The following is a 20349-nucleotide window of genomic DNA, read 5'->3' as shown; positions in this document are numbered from 1 at the left end:
TTGCGTTGTTCATGCAAGTTTTTATTTGTTTTTGTTGCTGTTTTGCGGAGTGGTCAGGCTTAGGCGTGCTTGGCACAAAGTGTTGTCTTCTTCGGAAGGGGTAATGGTAAAGCCTGATTTTTCAGCAAGTTTAAGCATAGGGGTGTTGGACTTGAGTATTTGGGCACTCATGACGCGGTAGCCTTGTTGTGTTGCGGATTGGATAATCAGCTTCATCATTTCCACTGCCAACCCTTTGCCGCGTACGCTTTCAGCAAGCGTGATGCCGAATTCGCATTCGTTGCGGTTGATACGGCTGAAGCGGCTGACGGCGACGATGAGGTCGTCTGAATTGCGTGCCGTCCATGCGGCTTCGCTATGATAGTCGAGTTTGCTGAAGCGTGCGAGGGTGGGGGTGGGCAATTCGTTGGTGTGGGTCATGAAGCGGGTGTAGCGCGCTTGCGGAGAGAGGCTGCGGACGAATTGTTGCTTGGCTTCTGCGTCTTCGGGAGTGAGGGGGCGGATGGTTACGATTTCGCCGTTTTTGAGGGTAAGCGTAGCAGGATGATCGGTCGGGTAGGGGGCGAGCACGTTTTGGATGGGGGCTTCGCTTTCGGTTTTTGCGCCCAAAAGTTCGGCGGCGGCTTCGCCGGTATTGCGGAGAAACTCGGCGGCGGCAGGGTTTTTGCTGCGCAGATATTCTGCTGCGGTCTGTACTTTGGCGGCGGCTTGCTCGAGCTTGAGGGTGGCTATATTGGTTGGTTTGTTTTTCGGGGAGGGACGTTCGTCAGCCTGCAAGATAAAGTCGCTACTGTATTGGTCGCCGTTGAGGTTGAGCAGGATTTCGCCGATGTATTGCTGCCGTTGGCTGAGTGTGTTTAGGGTGTGCAGGAGTTGGTTGAGAATGTGCGTGTTTTCAAGTTGGGCGAAACGGGCGATGTGTTCGATGTCCAGCGTAGAAAACGGCGGGAGCGTGGCGGTGGTTCTGCCTTGATGGCATACGGTTAGGATGTCGCCATAGACGGTATGGCGTTGAAAACGGAATTGCACCGCGTTATGCACGGTGTGCTGATAGGCAGGCAGGCACAGGGCTTCGGCAAGCAGGGGTAGGTCTTTTGAAGCGAGGGCTTTGGTAATGTTTCTTGCTTGCGGGGTTTTCAGACGACCTTTTTTAGGCGTGGCGATGCGTAACTGCTCTTTTTGTAGTTGGTCTGCAATATTGCGGAACGATACGGCTTGCAAGGCTTGTTCAGGACGGTCGAAATGCAGGAGGTCGTCTGAAAAGCGGCTGCTGACGAGCAGGGGGTTGGCAGTGTGTTTCGCTAGCATGCTCAGGGTGCGGGTCAGATTTTTTTCGTCAGGGCTGTCGGTCGGGGAGACGATGGCGAGCAGGGCTTCGGTATGGGTGTTTTGAAGTTGTTGGCTGGCGATGCTGTGGTAATGGGCGGGCGTGGGTGTGCTGCCGATGTAACCTTGGCGGATGTTTGGCTGCTCGGTGGGGAATTGGAGTTTTAGGTTTTGAGGCGCGCAGGTTTCCAGCCACTCGGCAGGGGTGTTGGATAGGATGTCGATACTGTTCAGAGGAGGGAGGTCGGATAAACGTGCGTGCAGGGCGGCTTCGAGTTCGCTGCTGCTGAAGGTGGCGAGGAAGTTGCAATGACGCGCAAGGCAGCGCAACACGGCTTTTTCGGTGTTGTCTGAACGGTGGGTAACGTGAAGGATAAGCGGGGTGTGGCGGGTGAAATGGCGTATGGCGCTGAACAGGTTGCGTTGGTTTTCGGCTGGGTTATGCTCGATGACGGCGACTTTGGTGTGGCGGTTGTGGCCGAAACGGTTGAGCCAGTCGGCGGAAGTGGTGGGGCTGAGCGGATAGTTGAGGCTAATATGGCGCGAAATGCCCTGTCCCATTTTTTGCAGCATGAGGTTGATTTCGCTACTGACGGAGGCGTGTCCGGTCAGAAGGGCGGTGTAGCCTGCCGGATGGTCGGGTTGTGAGCTGATGTTGAGGCTTTGCGATGGAAGCTGCACGCCCGCGGGGCTGCACACGCTGATGTTGAGTTCGTTGCCGTGGTGTTTTTTGATGGCGGCTTCGGCGGTGTGCCATTCGTCGTCGGACAGGCTTTCCCAGTCTTGGATGAGGATGATGTGGCCGAACTGTTTTTTGCGGCAGGATTTGAACAGGGCATCGTAGCTGTCAGGCGGCGTTACTGCGATGACGAGGTCGGCGCTGCCGGGGATTTTGTTGAGATTGGTGTAAGAGGTGAGTCCGGCAACCGTGCGGTGGCGGAGGTTGACGGGTGTGATTTGACCTTGAAACGGTGCGCTCAGGAGGTTGCTCAGAATGCGTTCGCCCAAGCTGTATGGGCGTTCGCTCGCGCCCACGAGGATGATGTGGTTGGGCATGAAGAAGTAGCCGGACATGGATTGGGCGGACATGGTGCCTCCTTTTCGGTGTGAGGATGGTGTGTTTCAGACGACCTTTCGGGCGGTTTGGGTTGGAAGGGTTGCCGTGTGTAAATAAACCGGATTCGGTGTTTATTATTTGTTTTTGTTGTAAATGAAAAGTTTGTTTGTTGCTTGGGATGACGAACATGCAAACTATAAATGATTTAATTATTTATATGAATTATATATGACAAATGGCATAAAAGGTCGTCTGAAAGGCGGGAACGTAAGGGTTTGTTCTTTTCAGACGACCTTTTATAGGTTTGGGGTGTGGCAATTTGTTTACAAACCCCGATTGGCAACATTCATGGTCAAGTGGTTTTGGGATGCGGCTTTTCTGCTTTACCGTTCACTTTCTTTTTGGGCAGGATAAAGTGCATTTTCAAACCATTTGGCTTGATGTTTTCAGCCATGATTTTGCCGTTGTGCTGCTCCATGATGTGCTGGGTCAGGGCAAGGCCTAAGCCTGTGCCTGGTTTGCTGGCGCTGGAATCGGCACGGTAAAAGGCGGTGAAAATGTGCGGCAGTTGCATTTCGTCCACGCCGGGACCGTTGTCGGTAACGTCCACAATCCAATGTTTGCCGTCTTGTCCGATATTGACGCGGATGGTGCTGCCTTCGGGGCTGTAATTGATGGCGTTGCGGATAACGTTGTCAAACGCGCGGTACAAATAGCCTTCGTTGGCGCAGACCGTGGCATTTTCGGGGATTCTGGGTTCGACCGAAAGGGTAACGGTTTGTTTGTTCTGTTGGGCGATGCTTTGGTTGTCTTCCACGATGTTTTTCAGGAAGGGGACGAGTTTTAGGCTTTCTTTTTCCAGAGGAATATTGGATGTTTCCAAACGGGAAAGCGTCAGCAACTCGCCGACCAAGGTATCCATGCGGGTCAATTCGCCTTCCAGCCTTTTTAGGTATTGTTCCTGCTTTTGCGGTTGCGCCTGAATCAGTCCGACAATCGCTTGCATACGCGCCAAGGGGGAGCGCATTTCGTGGGAAACGTGGTGCAGCAGGTGGCGTTCTTTGGCAACGAGTTTTTCCAGTTTTTCCGCCATTTTGTCGAACTGGATGGCGAGGTGGGACAATTCGTCGTCGCGGTCGTCCACTTGCTGGGAAATACGGGTTTCAAGTTCGCCGTTTGCCACCCTGTCCATACCGCTGCCCAAGATTTTGATGGGCTTGGTAATGTTGCTGGCGAGGATGTACGCCATCAACAGACCGACAACGATGATGAAGGAGAGAATGATAAATTCGTGCCAAATCGGGGCGAGCGGCAGGCCAGGAATAAAGAGCGGGCTGGGCAGGCGTTGCGCCTGATGGCTGTCCCAACCTTTGATAAAGAAGAGGTATTCTTCGCCGAAGCGGTCGTATTCGATGTGCGCCAAATCGGAATTGGGATTATTGATGGCAAACACGCGGGCGCGTTCGATGGTGTGTCCGTCGATATTGCGGTCGAGGATGTCTTTTTTCTCGTCACCCAAAATGACGTAAACGGAATTGGAGACAGGGCTGTCTTCCCATTCCGCCAAAATTTCGCGCGCACCGCTGTCCCCGCGCGCCCTAAAGGCGGAGAGGATACTGTTCATCAAAGTGGTTTCGATGGTGCGGCGTTGGTTGAATTGGTTTTCGGCAAGGGTGTTTTGCACCAGCCAAAAAGAAAAACTCGCCACAAAGATTGCGCAGACGATAACTGCGCAAAATGTGGCGAAGATGCGTTGAAACAGTTTCATTGATCTGTTTTATCTTTAGTTTTTAACAAACAGGTAGCCCAAGCCGCGTACGGTCTGAATCAGCGAGGCATCGCCCAGTTTGTGGCGGATGCTGGAGATATGGACGTCGATGCTGCGGTCGAATTTTGCCAGTTTGCGATCAAGCGCTTCGATGGACAAAGTTTCTTTGCTGACAACTTGTCCGGCGTGGCGCATCAGGACTTCGAGCAGGTTGAACTCGGTGCTGGTCAACTCAAGCGGAGTGTCTTTGATGGTTGCCTGACGTTTGGCAGGATACAGGACAACATCGCTGACGGAAATGCTGTTTGGCGCGTTGTTCGGCTCGCCGCTTTGTTGGGCGCGGCGCAGGATGGCGTTGATGCGTGCCAACAGTTCGCGCGGGGTGCAAGGTTTCGGAACATAGTCGTCCGCACCCATTTCCAATCCGATGATGCGGTCGATGTCGTCGCCTTTGGCGGTCAGCATGATGATGGGAACGGTGCTTTGGGAGCGGACGTTTTTCAATACGTCCAAGCCGTTCATTTTCGGCATCATGGAGTCTAATACGACGACATCGTACTGGCCGGTCAGGATTTCGTGTACACCGGCTTCGCCGTCCGGAACACTGTGGACGTTCAATCCTTCGGCGGTAAGGTATTCGGTGAGCAATTCAGTCAGTAAAGCGTCGTCATCTACGAGTAATACGCGACTCATGGGATTTCCTTTTCGTGATTGTATGCGCTGCGCAAACCCGAAATAAACGGGTGCGGCGGATAGTGATGGCTAATCTTAACACGCATTTTGAGTTTTTTGATAGCTTGTTTTCCTATGCTTTTGCGCTTTTTTGCATTGCAGGGACGCTGTCTTTACATTTTCAGACGACCCCTGTACCAAATCCCCAAAATATACGCCGGATACGCGCCAAACGGGCGGCAAAATGATGCCGGTAAAGGCTGCGTTCGAGAAAGGACGAGGGATTCTATAGTGGATTAACTTTAAATCAGGACAAGGCGACGAAGCCGTAGACAGTACAGATAGTACGACAAGGCGAGGCAACGCCGTACTGGTTTAAAGTTAATCCACTATAAAACAGGTCGTCTGAAAACGTATTCAGGCTTTCAGACGACCTGTTTGGTGTTAGAATGATTGTTTATATCTATGAATGAATCACAAAGGGGCTTGTCGATATGTCCTTATCCATTGATGAACAGCTTTTGCCGCACCGCAATGCCATTGATGAAATCGATGCCGAGATTTTGCGTCTGTTGAACGAGCGCGCAGGCCATGCGCACGCCATCGGCGAATTGAAAGGAACGGGCGCGGTGTACCGTCCCGAGCGCGAAGTGGCAGTATTGAGGCGGATTCAGAGTTTGAACCAAGGCCCGCTGCCTGACGAGTCCATCGCAAGACTGTTTCGCGAAGTGATGAGCGAATGCTTGGCGTTGGAACGTCCGCTGACGATTGCCTATCTCGGTCCGCAGGGAACGTTTACCCAGCAGGCAGCCATCAAACATTTCGGCCATGCCGCCCATACCGCCGCATTTCAAACCATAGACCAATGTTTCCGCCAAGTTGAAACGCGGCAGGCGGATTATTTGGTTGCGCCGGTTGAAAACTCGACCGAAGGCTCGGTCGGACGCACTTTGGATTTGCTGGCGGTAACCGCGTTGAAAGCCTGTGGCGAAGTCATTGTCCGCATCCATCACAACCTCTTGCGTAAAGGCACGCATGAATCGGGCGGCATCACAAAAGTCTTCGCCCACGCCCAAGCATTGGCGCAATGCAACGACTGGCTCGGACGCAACCTGCCCAACGCCGAACGCATCGCCGTTTCCAGCAACGGAGAGGCGGCAAGGCTGGTGGCAGAATCAGACGACCCAAGCATCGCTGCAATCGCAGGACGTACCGCAGCCGATATTTATCATTTGAACTATGTCGCCGAATGTATCGAAGATGAGCCGAACAACACCACGCGTTTCTTGGTTATGGGGCATCAAGATACCGGCAGCAGCGGCAACGACAAAACCTCGCTGGCGGTCTCCGCGCCCAACCGCGCCGGCGCCGTCGCCGCGCTGTTGCAGCCGTTTACCGAATCAGGCATTTCCATGACCAAGTTCGAAAGCCGCCCGAGCAAATCCGCGTTGTGGGAATACCTGTTCTTCATTGATATCGAAGGGCATCAAAACGACGAAAAAGTCCAAAACGCCCTGCGGCTCTTGAGCGAACGCGCATCGTTTGTCAAAGTTATCGGCTCTTATCCGGCAGCCGTTTTGTAATGTAGCGGGAATGAAAAAGGTCGTCTGAACATTCAGACGACTTTTTTTCATAGCAAAACCGGCATTAATTATTTGTCCACGACGATTTTGTCTGCCTGTTCGTCTTGCGACGGCTCATATTGTGTGGATTCGTCGCCGTAATACAGTACGCCGAGTTTGATGGGGATGCGGCCTTGCGATTTGCGGTGGGCGTTGGAGTCGCGCAGGGAGTAGGCGCAGCCGCAGTATTCTTGTTGGTAGAAGTGTTCGCGTTTGCTGATTTCGATCATGCGCGCGCTGCCGCCGCCTTTGCGCCAGTTGAAATCCCAATACACGACGTCGTCGTAAGGTGCGGCGGCGCGGTGGCCGCAGTCGTTGATTTGCGCCATGTTTTTCCAGCGGGAAATGCCCAGCGAGCTGGTGAAGACGGGGAAGCCGTTTTCGTGGGCGTATTGGGCGGCTTTTTCGAAACGCATGTCGAAACACATGGTGCAGCGGATGCCGCGTTCGGGTTCGAATTCCATGCCTTTGGCTTTGGCGAACCATTCTTTGCGGTCGTTTTCGTAGTCGTCGTCTTTGTCGATGAAGGGGATGCCGAATTTGTCGGCGAAGCGCATGTTTTCTTCTTTGCGCAGCATGTATTCTTTGAGCGGGTGGATGTTGGGGTTGTAGAAGTAGATGGTGTAGTCGATGCCGCTGGCGAGCATGGCTTCCATGACTTCGCCGCTGCACGGGGCGCAGCAGGAATGCAGCAGGACTTTTTTATGGCCGCCGGGCGGGACGAGGACGGGGCGGTTGATGTCGGTAACGATGGGGCTGGTTTTGTCGTTCATGATTGGGGTGTTCCGTTTGTGGTGTTTCAGACGACCTTTGGGTTTTATGGGTCGTCTGAAATGTCGTTATGGGATGGGTTTGTTTTGTTTTTTGGTTGCTTTGCCGTCTTTGGGGTCGGGTGGTGGCGGCTCGGCGAAGATGCTTTCGGGGTTGGGGTGTGCGGCAAATTCTTGCAGCAGTTTTTGGTAGTCTTGGGACTGTTTCATCAGCTCCGCCGCGGCGGTCCGCAGGTTGTCCACGTCTTCGGGCGGGAGGTAGAAGCTGGTGGGGATGTTCAACACTTTGTCGCGCAACGCGGAGGGCGGCAGGTCTTTGAGGTTGAGGCTGACGAAGGAAAAGCTGATTCCGTCGCCGTTTTGTCGGCTGGCTTCGTTGCGTTTGTCGACAAAGGCGCGGAAGCGGCGTTGGGATTCTTGGGTGTATTGGTCGATGGGGATGTTGACGATGGCGGTAACGACGTCGCGGAATCCGGGTACGGCGGCGGTTTTGTCCATATTGCTGCTGATTTGGTTTTGGGCGTTGACGCTGATGACGACGATGTGGCGCAGGTTGCGGCTGCGGATTTGTTGTTCCAACACTTTGTCGGGATACATTTCGGTCATGTCCAAGAGGCTGCGCATGCCGAGGTTGTCGGTCAGCCCGCCGTCTATCAGGTGGATGTAGGGACGGGTTTTGCTGTCGCTGTATTTGTTGAACCTGTTTTTAAACTCTTGATAAGTGGCGTTTTGCTGCTTTTGCGATTCGAGGCCGGTCATTTGCAGTTGCGGCGGCAGGGTGTAGCCGCAGTTGCCGCCGTTGTTGTTGAGGGTAATCGGGGCAAACACCATCGGCACTGCACTGGAAGCGGCGACGGCACGGGCAAGGCGCAAACCGCCCAAGTCGAGACACATGGGGTCGAAGTATTCTTGCGTGAAGTTCAGGCGTTCGCCCGCGCCCATGTCGGTGGCGGAAATGATGGCGAACGGGCCTTTGCCGTATTTTTCCAAATCACGGAAGGTGGTTTTGCCGAAAAGGTGGTTTTCAAACTGCTCCTGCAAGAGGTCGCCGCGTCCGTATTCGGGCGAGGCGAGGCGGGGCAGGTTGGTCATGGAGAAGGCTTGTTTGACGACTTGGCGTTGGAAGTTTTGGTGAAGGAAACGCTTGTAAAACATGGGGATGGTTTCTTCGCCTTTGAGCGCGAAGTAGGCGGCGAGGACGGAGCCGCCGGATACGCCGACCACCAAATCGACGTTGGACATCAGCGATTTGCTTTTGCCGCCGATGCTGACTTTTTGCTGCTGAAGCTGCCCCAATACGCCGTAGCCCAACGCCGCCGCGCGCGTGCCGCCGCCGGAGAGCATCAGGATGATGAAGGTGTCGTCTTCTTCGCGCTGAAACTGGCTGGTTTCAAAACGATAGCCTTGGTTCATATCAATTTTATTGATGGTCGCGACAGGCTGATATTTGACCAGCGAGCAGGCAGACAGTGCGGCCAAAGTAAAGGCGGTCAGAACGGTTTTGAACGGGCGTTTCAACATGGAAGTCGGATAAGAAACCAAAGAGCTTGATTATAATGGATTAAATCGGTTTTCGATACCGTGCGGCAGGTTAAGGTAATGCCGCAGCGTAGATTGGAAGGTTTTCAGACGACCTTGGTTCATTCCGTAATCGGACAGGTCGTCTGAAAAACAAAATCAGGATTTATCTGCCTTGTCTCCGATTTTTCCTTCCTTGCCTTGAAGCAGGTTTTGGATATTGCTTTTATGGCGGTACAACACCAGCACGGCGATGATGACGGTCGCCCAAGCCCAAGAAGGGTAGGGCATCAGCCAGAAGGCGGCGAGCGGCGCGGCTACGGTGGCGACGAGTGCTGCAAGCGAGGACACTTTAAAGCCGAACGCCATTACCAGCCAAATCGCCGCGCAAACCAAAGCTGTCGCGGGAGAAAGCGCAAGCAGTACGCCCAACGCGGTCGCCACGCCCTTGCCGCCTTTGAAGCCGAAAAATATCGGCCACATATGTCCGACCAACGCGGCAACGGCAACCGCCGCTATGGCGATGTCCGACAGATTCAAAGCATCTTGCAGACAGCGTGCCAAAATCACTGCAACCAAACCTTTGAGCGCGTCGCCCAGCAAAGTCAGCGCCGCCGCCTTTTTCTTGCCGCTGCGCAAAACATTGGTCGCGCCGGGGTTGCCCGAGCCGTAAGTGCGCGGATCGTCCATGCCGTAATATTTGGAAACAATGACGGCAAACGACAGCGAACCGATTAAATAAGCCGCGATAACGGCGGATACATTGAACATTTCAGATGCTTTACTTAAAATGGGACGCTCATTTTATCAAAAAAAACAGGCAGGCAAATGGACAAAATCTTTTTACGCGGCATGAAGGCGGACACCCTGATCGGCGTGTACGACTGGGAACGCGAACGCCCCCAAACCCTGATTTTGGACTTGGACATCGGCATCCCCGAACAAAGCGGTCAAGACGACCACATCGGCAATACCGTCCACTACGGCGAAGTCTGCGAAGCCGTCAGGGCAAGCCTTGCCGAACAAAGTTTCCTATTGCTCGAATCATTGGCGGAACACATCGCCAAGCTGATTCTCGACAACTTCGGCGCGCTGAACGTGCGCGTCAGAATCATCAAACCCGGCATCCTGCCCGATGTCAAAGAAGTCGGTATCGAAATCGAACGCAGCAAGGTTTAAAGCAGCACAAACGGTTTAGCGAAACCCGCTTCGCTCGTTTCAGACGAGCCTTTTCATGACTCAAGAGGTCGTCTGAAAGCTCGGCTTCAACGAAGTTAAAACCCATTCCCGATTTTCAGACGACCCCGTATCAAACTTTACAAAGAGAATACGCAAATGGATTTGAAAGAAACCAAACTCAGCAGCGAGCCGATTTATCAAGGCTCATTTGTTACCATCAACCGCGACAAAGTCCGCCTGCCCAACGGCAACGAAAGCCAGCGCATCGTCATCCGTCATCCCGGTGCGGCCTGCGTTTTAGCGGTTACCGAAGAGGGCAAAGCCGTACTCGTGCGCCAATGGCGTTACGCCGCAGACGCTGCCACGCTCGAGCTGCCCGCCGGCAAACTCGATGCAGACGAAGACCCCGCCGAATGCGCCCTGCGCGAGCTGGCGGAAGAAACCCCGTACACCGCCGACCGCGTCAAACTCATCAGCAGCTTCTACACCGCCATCGGCTTCTGCGATGAAAAAATGTACTTCTACCAAGCAGAAGGCGTGCGCCTCGGCAGCACCTTGAGCAACGACGAAGACGAAATCACCGAAACCGTCCTGATGAGCAAGGAAGAAGTCCGCACCGCTTTGGAACACAACGAAATCAAAGACGGCAAAACCTTAATCGGCCTGCAATATTGGCTGATGCAGGATTGATGTGAAAAGAATGTAAAAAGGTCGTCTGAAAGAATATTTTCAGACGACCTTTTTGTTTAAAGTGCCGCTTATTTAGTGAAGTTTTTCAGTATGGCGGAGGCAATGTCGTCCAGACCGAAACCGTCGGCTTCTTGTGCCGAGCCGTTGGGTGTGGCTTTATCGACGAGGTTGGGCAGGACTTGCGCCAGCAGGTCGCCCGCCTGGTTGGCATCAATGCCGAACTTTTGCGCCACTTGGCTGATGGTGTCGCTGCCCAGCGCGTTTTGCAAATCGCTGCCGGATATGGGCGCGTTGTCTTGTTGGTTGGAAACCCAGCTGTTCAATACGTCGCCCAATCCGCCTTGTTGCAACTGGTTGATCAGACTGCCCACTCCGCCTTGCTGACGTACCAAATCCATCGCCATATCGGTCAGAGAGTTTTGTGCGCCGCTACCGTCTTTACCGCCCAGTGCTTGTGCTGCCGCGTTCAGCAGACTGTCCATTAATGCCATGATGTTTCCTTTGTGTGAAGTGTAAAATGCCGAGTGTAACAAAATTCCGTCATTTAATTCGCGGTTTAACTCAATTAAACCCGGCTTAGGGAGAATTGACGCGAAAACAAAAAAGGTCGTCTGAAAGCCTGTGTTGCACTTGAAATCCGAATCCAAGGCCCCTTTATTTCAAGCCGAGGCAGGGAGGTTTCCGCTATTCCCCGTCTTGGAAAATCACGTCGTTTTCAAACCGCGCCATATTGTGCAGTCCGTCGGTCAGGGCGATGCCTTTCAGTTCGTGGCGACGAACCAAGTCCAACACGGCTTCCTTGCCGGAAACGGGATGGCAGCCGGCAGGTCCCATGTGTTGGAAACGGTCGGTGTAAAAGAGGTATAAATAACCGTCCCGCGCGTAAAGTCCGCCGTCTTTGAGGCTTATCCCGACAAAAAGCGGCTGCTCCGCCAGTTGGTTCCAAACGATATACTTCACGGATTTCGCCAAATCCGCCGAATATTTTTCCACCAGCCCGATCAGCAACACATTCTCCTGCGGCGTGTTGCCGGCAAAAAAATTCAGCAATTCCTCATTTTCGACATTCGTAAACTGCTTGAACAATTCCTCCGCCCGCGCAGGTGTAACCTTATAGGGATTGGAAAAACCGACAATGGCTATCGGGTGAAATTGCAGCGGCAGCTTGGCATCGGTGCCGATGGACAACGCCTCCATTTTTTCTCGGGAAGCCGCCATGCCATCCGCGCCGTTGACACGCATCAGCCACGAAAGCGCGCATTCGAAATGCTCGCCGCCCTGCCCTCGGTATTCCATCAGTTGAATGCCCAACGAGTGCGCAACACGCAGGACATTGTTCAGATTATTGAACTGGTCCGCCTTATCCAACGCACCGACCAAGCCGATGCCGTCTAAAGCGCCGTCCTGCCCGTCTGAAAAAGCCCGCGCCGCTTCATAGGTTTCAAACAGATATAAAACCGTCCGCCCGTCTTTCAGACGACCTATATAAGGGATGCCCGTCCCTTCCGACACATCCGCCTGCATGGCAGACAGCGGCACATACACTTTATCTTTCGCATAAATCGCCCGCGCCGCGCCCTCGCTTTTTTCCTGCGCGGAAAGTCTGCGCGGCTCTTGTACCGTTTCGCCGGACGGCTTGTTCCCAAAAATTTTCGACAAAATACTCATTCGGTTTTCCTTAATGTATTGGTATGCGCCCGCTTGAATGCTTTTCTGCACAACAGAACGGCGGCAAACCGAGCGTGCAGGATTTTATCACAGCCTTTTTCAGACGACTTGCATTACCCCTAAGATACCGTCCATAATAGCTTTATGCTTTAAGCTAGGAAAAACAATGACTCTCCGAACCTCTACGTTATCCCTACTCACCCTGCTTATCCTTTTCCCGACGATGGCTGCAGCGAACGACGAACCGCCCGCCGACGGCGACACTTGGTTGGACCACCGCCACAAAGGAGTTTCCAAACGCTTGGACAAATGGTCCAACCGCATAGACGACTGGTTTGGCGAACCAAATCCCGACCATCCTGCCGATGCCAACCTTCGCGTCATGCTCGATACCGAATGGAACCCTGAAGACAAGTTTACCGTGACGCCCCGCGTACGGGGTCGTCTGAAACTGCCGACCTTGGAGAAAAAAGTCCATGTGGTTTTCGGTGACGACTCTTTGGACGACGAGTTGAAACACGAAGCCAACGCCTACCGCAACCGTACCAATACCAACGGCAGGATATTCGATGCATCCCAAAGCCGCGACAACAATGCTTCCATTGCCGTACGCTGGTCTGAAGCATTCGCAAAACAGCACACCGATACCGACTTCGATATCGGTATCCGCTCCGGCAGCGACCTGTACGCCCGCGCCAAAAGCTCGAGCAATTGGCAACTGACCGACCACATCGACACTAGCTTGGAACAAATCTACCGTTACGGCATCAAGAGCAAACACCATGTCCGTACCAACTGGGAAACGCGCTACATCCCCAGCGAAAAAAGCTTTATCGCCAATCAGGCACACCTGCAATACGAACACGATAAAACCGAAGACTGGACATGGGGCAACAGCCTTTTTCGACAACACAACCTCGGCAAACACCGCCACGTCAACTACGGCGTATATACCGGCGGCAATATTGAAAAACGCAAAGCCGCCCTCAATACCTACGGCCCGTTTACCACCTACCGCCAGCCGATTTGGCGCAACTGGCTGTTTACCCAAACCGAGGTCAACTACTACAACAACCGCAAGGAAAACCAAAAACACCGCGTCGGCGCGCTGTTAAGGATTGAAGCCTTGTTCTGATGCAAAAAGGTCGTCTGAAAGCCTGTTAACGGATTCAACCCCGTCAATACAGCTTTCAGACGACCTTTTTTCTCAAAATTTTTTCAAACTCTCTCAAACGGATGATTCTTCCGAACCTTCTTCCCTGCCGTTGAAATACTCCGCCGCGCCGCCGTCGAAAAAGCCCTGCAAAATCGCTTGCGCGGCCACTTGGTCAAGTACCGCCTTCTGTTTGCGCCCGAACACCTGCGCCTCGGCAAGCAGGCTTTCGGCGTATAACGAAGACATCCGTTCGTCCACCCAATATATGGGCAGGTTAAAACGCCCGTGCAGGCGGCGGCCGAATTTGCGGCTGAGGCGGGTCAACTCGTGTTCCGTGCCGTCGGCGTGGGTCGGCAGCCCGACGACCAGATGCTTGGGCTGCCATTCCCGTATCAGCTTGGCGATGGCGTTGAATTTCTCGTCATTGCTGTTGCCGGTAACGGTCGCCAAAGGATGTGACAAGCCAAGCTCTGCATCACCCTGAGCCACGCCGATACGCGCCTCGCCGAAATCAAACGCCAAAACCGTCCCTGCCGGCGCTTTATGCATGACCGGCTCCACAGACAAGCGCATCGGGCTGGATGCCCAGCTTGGCAAACGCAGCGGCGTAGCGGTGTTCGTAAGGCATATCGAACAAAATATGCCCGTCCGCCTTCACCGTCAGCCAGACATTGTCCGCCAGCTCGCGTTCAAGCTGCCCTTTGCTCCAGCTCGAATAGCCTATGCTAATCAAAATCTTGTCCACCGCGCCCTGACGGGATAAGTTTTCAATCACATCGCGCGAAGACGTCAGCGCAATGTCGTCTGAAACAATCATACTGTTTTGCCAGTTGCCCACGGGCGTATGCACGACATAGCCACGGTCAATCTGCACCGGCCCGCCCATCATGACGTGTTCGTGCTGCATCCGCAAAGGGATGTTGCGGTCGGTTGCCGCAAAAATCATATCCATCGTAATCGGCGACGGTTTGTTGATGATGATGCCCAACGCGCCCTCTTCGTTGTGTTCGCACACATAAATCACCGAATTTTCAAAAAACGGATCATCCATATCGGGCATGGCAATCAAGAAATGGTCGGTTAGGTTCATATCGCTTGTCTTTTATTTGGTCGGTACAGGCGCATCCACAACGCACGCACCGTAAATCTGTTTACCTTCCGCACCGGCAATTTGCTGCACATCCGCTTTAGCACCGCTAAAGCAAGACACCGCGCTCAAAGAGTTCTTCGGCGAACCCTGAACGATTTTGTCGCTGTAAATCAAATACGCAAACGCCTTACGCTTAGGATCGTAATAACGGATAATCTGCTGGCTCTTAAACGCCAAACTCGCACTGCGTTTAAACACTTCCCGCGGCTTAACGACAGCTTGCTCGTTGTAACGGATAACCTCCGCCGTCTGCACGCACGACACGGAAGCATCGCTCGCATCCTCCTCCAAATTCACCGTCTCTTTCAAACCGCCTTTTTTCGCATAAGAAATATAACAGGCAACCCCTTGCACATCAGGATCGTCAAAACCCTCAACTTCAATACGGTCATTTTTCCCCAGCATATGAAAAACCGTGCTGGCACGTCCGATTTTATCGGTATCGTTACCGCAAGAAGCAAGAAGCAGAGCGCAAAGCGCAGGCAGAATGATTTTATTCATGTAAATAAGAAACCTTTGAGGGTTGAAAATAAAGAAGCTAACACCGTAGCTCCTACTATATAAGACCGCTTGTTCAGATTGCAAGCGCAGAGGAAAGTATTGTCTGAACAAATATGGGCAGATGTTATTTTCAGACGACCCCGCTGACTATATAATTCCGCCTATTGCCTTTATTTTAACGATCCAGAATCCAATCATGCGTTACAAACCTCTTTTACTCGCCCTGCTCATCGGTTTCGCCTCGCCTTCTTTCGCCGCCAAAGACACGCCCAAAGAGAAGGCTGCGCCCGTCAAGAAAAGCGTCAAAGACAAAAAAGACGCCGAACCTGCTAAAAAAGAAGCGGCCAAAGACAAAGCAAAGCCTGCCGCCAAAAACGCTAAGGACAAGGCAGAAGACAAGCCCGTAGCCAAAAGCAAAAAAGAAACTGCCGAAGCGGCGAAAAACGAGCGTGCCAAAGAACGTAAAAACGACAAAGAAGCCAAAAAACAAGATAAAGCCGACAAAACCAAAAAAGGCGAAACCAAAGCGGAAGAGAAGGCAGGCAAAGCCGTTTCCGCAAAAAACGAGCCTGTAAAAGGCAAGGACAAAGCGGCAGACAAACTCGAAGCCAAAAATAATGTAAAGGCAAAAAAAGAAGCTGCCGAGTTGCCTAAAAAAGACGAAACACCGGCAAAACAGGACAGAAAAGCCGTCGAGAAAAAAGCGGACAAAGCTGATAAGAAAACCGCTGCCGCCGATTCAGACGACTTCAAAGCCGCGGTAACCGCTGCTGCCAACGATTTGGAAAGCAAAAAATCGCTGCGCAGCCGCAACGAAAGTTTCATCATCCACGTCAACACCACGTTGAAACAGTTGCAGCAAAGCCGTATCAACCTGTCCGCCATCAACCGCCAACAACGCGACGCATGGGACAAATTTCAAAAGCTCAATGCTGATTTAAACCACCTGAAAACTCAGGTTTCCAACACGCGCGCGCAAATTTCCCGCTTTGTTTCAGGCAACTATAAAAACAGCCAACCCAACGCCGTTGCCTTGTTCCTGAAAAATGCCGAGCCGGGTCAGAAGACCCGCTTCCTGCGTTACACCCGCTATATCAACACTGCCAACGAGCAAGTCATCAAAGACCTTGAGAAGCAGCAAAAAGAGCTGGCGGCGCAAGAGCAAAAAATCAACAACGAGCTGGCATACCTGAAAAAACTTCAGGTCAACGTCCAGTCCTCGCTGCGCCGACACGGCGTAACCAACACCGCCGAACAAGCGGAAAGCCGCCGCCAAAATGCGCAGATGGCAAAAGATGCGCAGAAAAAAATCAACCACAAAGAAAACGAACAACGCCTGAACAACTTATTGAAAGACTTGGACAAACGCAAAGCTGAGCAACACCGCCAAGAAGCCGAAGCGCGTAAAAAAGCCGCCGAAGCCCGTCTTGCCGCCGCCGAAAAAGCGCGCAAAGACCGAGCCGCTGCCGCGCAGAAAGCCACCGATGAACGCGCCGCCATGTCCAACCTGACCGCAGAAGACATGAGCATCCGCGCACCTTCCTACGTCAGCATCAGCAATGCCAACAGCTTCAGCCGTATGCAGGGTCGTCTGAAACAACCGGTCAGCGGCACGCTTGCCGGACTCTTCGGACAAGACCGCGGCGACGGTGAAGTTTGGAAAGGCGTGTTCTACCAAACGACTCCGTCAACCGTCAGCAGTATCGCTGCTGGTACGGTTACTTACGCCGATGAATTGGAAGGTTTCGGCAAAGTCATCGTTATCGATCATGGCGACGGATATGTCAGTATTTATTCAGGTTTGAGCGAAATTGAGGTCGCCAAAGGCTACGCCGTAGCCGCAGGCAACCGCCTGGGCATCAGCGGCACCTTGCCTTCAGGTATGGAGGGCCTGTATTTGGAAGTCCGCTACAACGGACAGGCAATGAACCCGCTCTCCTGGATAAGCTGACCTGCAAACCAGTTTGACATTTTCAGACGACCTCTTTCCGCATCACAGGGTCGTCTGAAATTTAATAACTGAACCCAACGGCCTTATATTCAAAAGCTTTTACACCCGCGCAGATATTTTTTACGCTAATCCTGTTGTTTATCAAGCGTAAATCGCATACAGTTTTGCGGACGTATATTCAGGTCGTCTGAAGCAATGTTTCCCCATCCCGTTTCACAGTCATTACGGTCTGAAATGAAATAAGACAAAAAGAAAGCTATTTATAATGTCAACATCCACTTTGAAAAAAGTCGCACTCTACACACTCGGCGCATTCAGCGGTGTCGCCCTCAGCTTGAGCGTTCAAAGCTTTGCCGCCGAAAAAGACAAAAAAGACAACGAAACCCTGCCCGTACAATCCATCCGCAACATGGCGGAAGTTTACGGGCAAATCAAAGCCAATTATTACCAAGACAAATCCGATGCCGATCTCTTTGAAGGCGCGATGAAAGGCATGGTGTCCGACCTCGACCCGCATTCCGAATATTTGGATAAAAAAGGCTTTGCCGATATGAAAGAATCTACCAGCGGCGAATTCGGCGGCTTGGGTATGGAAATCGGGCAGGAAGACGGATTTATCAAAGTCGTTGCCCCGATTGAGGATACGCCCGCCGAGCGTGCAGGTGTGAAAAGTGGCGACTTCATTGTCAAAATCGACAACGTTTCCACACGCGGTCTGACCACCAGTGAAGCCGTGAAAAAAATGCGCGGCAAACCGGGTACCAAAATTACCCTGACCCTTTCGCGCAAAAATGCGGATAAACCCATCATCGTCAACCTGACACGCGCCATCATTAAAGTCAAAAGCGTCCGCCACCACCTGCTCGAACCGGGCTATGGCTACATCCGCGTGTCCCAATTCCAAGAGCGCACCGTGGCAGCCATCAATGAATCCGCCAAGGCATTGATTAAAGAAAATAAAGGCGCGCCACTCAAAGGCCTCGTCCTCGATCTGCGCGACGACCCGGGCGGCTTGCTTGACGGCGCGGTCGGCGTATCCGCCGCCTTCCTGCCTGCAGATGCAAAAGTCGTCAGTACCAAAGGACGCGACGGCAAAGAAAGCTCGGTATTGAAAGCCCGTCCCGAAGACTATATCCGCGTAAGCGGCAAAGACCCGCTGGCAGATCTGCCTACCGAGTTGAAAACCATTCCGATGACCGTCTTGATTAACTCAGGCTCTGCTTCCGCTTCTGAAATCGTCGCAGGCGCACTGCAAGACCACAAACGCGCCGTCGTCGTCGGTACGCAAAGTTTCGGCAAAGGCTCGGTACAAACCCTGATTCCGCTGTCCAACGGCAGCGCGGTCAAACTGACCACCGCGCTGTACTACACGCCAAACGACCGCTCGATTCAAGCGCAAGGCATCGTTCCCGACGTCGAAGTCAAAGACAAAGACCGCGCTTTTGAAAGCCGCGAAGCCGACCTCGCCGGACACATCGGCAACCCGCTCGGCGGCGAAGACGTCAACAGCAGCAACGAAATCAGCACGCCTGATTCAAACGAAGCTGCCAAAGCCGATGAAAACGCCAAGTCCAAAAAAGGCAAGGACAAAGAAAAAGACGAAGACATCTCCAGCCGTCGTATTCCTAATCCTGCCAAAGACGACCAACTCCGCAAAGCTTTGGATTTAGTGAAAAATCCAGCCGAATGGCAGAAGTATTTAGGCTTGGCGGCGAAAAAACCGGCTCCGAAAAAAGACAAGAAAGACGGTAAAGACGAAAGCAAATAAGCTCAGTCCGAATCCTTGAAAAGAGGTCGTCTGAAAACGATATAAAGTTTTCAGACGACCTTTTCACGCTTCAAAAATCCCATAGGGAAAACATCATGGCAAAAGCCCCCAAAACCATCTACCAATGCACCGAATGCGGCGGCACTTCCCCGAAATGGCAAGGCAAATGCCCGCATTGCGGCGAATGGAACACGCTTCAGGAAAGCCTAGCCGCGCCCGAGCCTAAAAACGCCCGCTTCCAATCTTGGGCGGCGGATACCTCGACCGTCCAATCCCTCTCCGCCGTTACCGCCACCGAAGTGCCGCGCAATCCGACCGGCATGGGCGAACTCGACCGCGTATTGGGCGGCGGTTTGGTCGATGGCGCGGTCATCCTGCTCGGGGGCGACCCCGGCATCGGCAAATCCACGCTGCTGTTGCAAACCATCGCCAAAATGGCGCAAAGCCGTAAAGTGCTGTACGTTTCCGGTGAGGAATCCGCCCAACAAGTCGCCCTGCGCGCGCAGCGTCTGGAACTGCCCACCGAAGGCGTGAACCTGCTTGCCGAAATCCGCATGGAAGCCATTCAAGCAGCGTTGAAACAGCATCAGCCCGAAGTCGTCGTCATCGACTCCATCCAAACCATGTATTCCGACCAAATCACTTCCGCCCCCGGCTCCGTATCGCAGGTGCGCGAATGCGCCGCCCAACTGACGCGCATGGCGAAACAAATGGGCATCGCCATGATACTGGTCGGACACGTGACCAAAGACGGCGCGATTGCCGGCCCGCGCGTGCTGGAACACATGGTCGATACCGTGCTGTATTTCGAGGGCGACCAACATTCCAACTACCGTATGATACGCGCCATCAAAAACCGCTTCGGCGCGGCAAACGAACTGGGCGTATTCGCCATGACCGAAAACGGTTTGAAGGGCGTGTCCAACCCGTCCGCCATCTTCCTCGCCAGCTACCGCGACGACACGCCCGGCTCGTGCGTTTTGGTCACGCAGGAAGGCAGCCGCCCGCTTTTGGTCGAAATTCAGGCATTGGTCGATGACGCACACGGCTTTACCCCCAAACGCCTCACCGTCGGCCTCGAACAAAACCGCCTCGCCATGCTGCTCGCCGTCCTCAACCGCCACGGCGGCATCGCCTGCTTCGACCAAGACGTGTTCCTCAACGCCGTCGGCGGCGTCAAAATCGGCGAACCCGCCGCCGACCTCGCCGTCATCCTCGCCATGCTCTCCAGCTTCCGCAACCGCCCGCTGCCCGAAAAAATGGTCGCATTCGGCGAAATCGGACTAAGCGGCGAAGTCCGCCCCGTCGCGCGCGGACAAGAGCGGCTCAAAGAAGCGGAAAAACTCGGTTTCAAACGCGCCATCGTCCCCAAAGCCAATATGCCGCGCAACGAAAAAGAGTTCCCAAATCTAAAAATCTTCGGCGTTTCCAGCCTTCAGGAAGCCATCGAAATCTGCCGCGATGCGGAAAATTGACAGACAGCAATCGAAAAGGTCGTCTGAAAACCTAATCCAAGTTTCAGACGACCTTCATCGAGGAGGAGCGTGTGGTAC

Annotated in this window: 18 protein-coding genes; 7 read left to right on the top strand and 11 right to left on the bottom strand. The window is 53.3% G+C overall.

Annotation, left to right across the window (positions count from 1 at the left end; all coding sequences use genetic code 11):
- Positions 1-21 precede the first annotated feature (21 nt).
- From DBY90_RS03490 to misR, 3 genes are all read right to left on the bottom strand, one after another.
- Positions 22-2415, bottom strand: coding sequence for a bifunctional acetate--CoA ligase family protein/GNAT family N-acetyltransferase (locus DBY90_RS03490; RefSeq protein WP_070493854.1), 2394 nt, complete (start codon positions 2413-2415; stop codon positions 22-24).
- Positions 2416-2735: 320 nt separating this feature from the next.
- Positions 2736-4151, bottom strand: a complete 1416-nt coding sequence (locus tag DBY90_RS03485) for a HAMP domain-containing sensor histidine kinase (protein WP_003740838.1) — start codon at positions 4149-4151, stop codon at positions 2736-2738.
- 15 nt (positions 4152-4166) lie between these two features.
- Positions 4167-4844 carry a two-component system response regulator MisR gene (misR, locus tag DBY90_RS03480; protein ID WP_003740839.1) on the bottom strand — a complete coding sequence of 226 codons (678 nt, stop codon included), beginning with the start codon at positions 4842-4844 and terminating at the stop codon, positions 4167-4169.
- 473 nt (positions 4845-5317) lie between these two features.
- Between misR and pheA the strand changes: the two genes are divergently transcribed.
- The gene (gene pheA, locus DBY90_RS03475; RefSeq protein WP_003740841.1) at positions 5318-6406 is read left to right on the top strand and encodes a prephenate dehydratase; all 1089 of its coding nucleotides are present in this window, start codon (positions 5318-5320) and stop codon (positions 6404-6406) included.
- A 68-nt stretch (positions 6407-6474) separates the two neighbouring features.
- Here the strand turns inward: pheA and DBY90_RS03470 are convergent, their stop codons facing one another.
- The 3 genes from DBY90_RS03470 to plsY form a co-directional block, all read right to left on the bottom strand.
- Positions 6475-7218 (bottom strand): epoxyqueuosine reductase QueH, encoded by a 744-nt coding sequence (locus DBY90_RS03470; RefSeq protein WP_070539658.1) that lies wholly within the window; start codon positions 7216-7218, stop codon positions 6475-6477.
- A 66-nt stretch (positions 7219-7284) separates the two neighbouring features.
- Complete coding sequence (locus DBY90_RS03465; RefSeq protein WP_107986542.1) at positions 7285-8736, bottom strand: patatin-like phospholipase family protein; 1452 nt, start codon at positions 8734-8736, stop codon at positions 7285-7287.
- A gap of 156 nt (positions 8737-8892) precedes the next feature.
- On the bottom strand, positions 8893-9504 hold the full coding sequence (gene plsY, locus DBY90_RS03460) for a glycerol-3-phosphate 1-O-acyltransferase PlsY (RefSeq protein ID WP_003777818.1): 612 nt from the start codon (positions 9502-9504) through the stop codon (positions 8893-8895).
- 57 nt (positions 9505-9561) lie between these two features.
- On the opposite strand from plsY, the gene folB reads away from it, so the two are divergent.
- Together folB and DBY90_RS03450 are read left to right on the top strand one after the other, a co-directional pair.
- Positions 9562-9912: a dihydroneopterin aldolase gene (gene folB / locus DBY90_RS03455; RefSeq protein ID WP_029609657.1), complete on the top strand. Its 351-nt coding sequence runs from the start codon at positions 9562-9564 to the stop codon at positions 9910-9912.
- A 156-nt stretch (positions 9913-10068) separates the two neighbouring features.
- Positions 10069-10602 (top strand): NUDIX hydrolase, encoded by a 534-nt coding sequence (locus DBY90_RS03450; RefSeq protein ID WP_070492724.1) that lies wholly within the window; start codon positions 10069-10071, stop codon positions 10600-10602.
- 68 nt (positions 10603-10670) lie between these two features.
- Here DBY90_RS03450 and DBY90_RS03445 read toward each other — a convergent pair whose 3' ends face one another.
- Both DBY90_RS03445 and DBY90_RS03440 read right to left on the bottom strand, forming a co-directional pair.
- A complete protein-coding gene (locus DBY90_RS03445) occupies positions 10671-11093 on the bottom strand; it encodes a YidB family protein (RefSeq protein ID WP_045072410.1) in 423 nt (140 codons plus the stop codon).
- Positions 11094-11286: 193 nt separating this feature from the next.
- A complete protein-coding gene (locus DBY90_RS03440) occupies positions 11287-12270 on the bottom strand; it encodes a hypothetical protein (protein ID WP_052242820.1) in 984 nt (327 codons plus the stop codon).
- Between the two features lie 166 nt (positions 12271-12436).
- Between DBY90_RS03440 and DBY90_RS03435 the strand changes: the two genes are divergently transcribed.
- On the top strand, positions 12437-13405 hold the full coding sequence (locus DBY90_RS03435; RefSeq protein ID WP_107986540.1) for a hypothetical protein: 969 nt from the start codon (positions 12437-12439) through the stop codon (positions 13403-13405).
- Between the two features lie 93 nt (positions 13406-13498).
- On the opposite strand, the gene ruvX is transcribed toward DBY90_RS03435, so the two are convergent.
- Genes ruvX through DBY90_RS03420 form a run of 3 tightly spaced genes read right to left on the bottom strand, consistent with a single transcriptional unit; the run spans position 13499 to position 15077 of the window.
- Positions 13499-13975, bottom strand: coding sequence for a Holliday junction resolvase RuvX (gene ruvX / locus DBY90_RS03430; protein ID WP_003763870.1), 477 nt, complete (start codon positions 13973-13975; stop codon positions 13499-13501).
- Entirely contained in the window at positions 13968-14516 is a 549-nt protein-coding gene (locus DBY90_RS03425; RefSeq protein ID WP_107824620.1) for a YqgE/AlgH family protein, read from the bottom strand. Before DBY90_RS03425 ends, ruvX begins: the two co-directional genes overlap by 8 nt.
- 12 nt (positions 14517-14528) lie before the next feature.
- Entirely contained in the window at positions 14529-15077 is a 549-nt protein-coding gene (locus tag DBY90_RS03420; protein ID WP_070492728.1) for a CreA family protein, read from the bottom strand.
- Positions 15078-15273: 196 nt separating this feature from the next.
- Here DBY90_RS03420 and DBY90_RS03415 point away from each other — a divergent pair, with 196 nt between their 5' ends.
- The 3 genes from DBY90_RS03415 to radA all read left to right on the top strand — a co-directional run bounded on the left by DBY90_RS03415 (position 15274) and on the right by radA (position 20271).
- On the top strand, positions 15274-17028 hold the full coding sequence (locus tag DBY90_RS03415) for a murein hydrolase activator EnvC family protein (RefSeq protein WP_070492741.1): 1755 nt from the start codon (positions 15274-15276) through the stop codon (positions 17026-17028).
- Between the two features lie 265 nt (positions 17029-17293).
- Entirely contained in the window at positions 17294-18796 is a 1503-nt protein-coding gene (locus DBY90_RS03410; protein ID WP_070492729.1) for a S41 family peptidase, read from the top strand.
- Positions 18797-18891: 95 nt separating this feature from the next.
- A complete protein-coding gene (gene radA, locus DBY90_RS03405) occupies positions 18892-20271 on the top strand; it encodes a DNA repair protein RadA (protein WP_003740864.1) in 1380 nt (459 codons plus the stop codon).
- Positions 20272-20349 lie beyond the last annotated feature (78 nt).

This window comes from Neisseria mucosa, from assembly GCF_003044445.1.
Classification (GTDB): Bacteria; Pseudomonadota; Gammaproteobacteria; order Burkholderiales; family Neisseriaceae; genus Neisseria; species Neisseria mucosa_A.
Note: the sequence above shows the minus strand (reverse complement) of the source record. Positions and strands in the feature narration are given on the sequence as shown.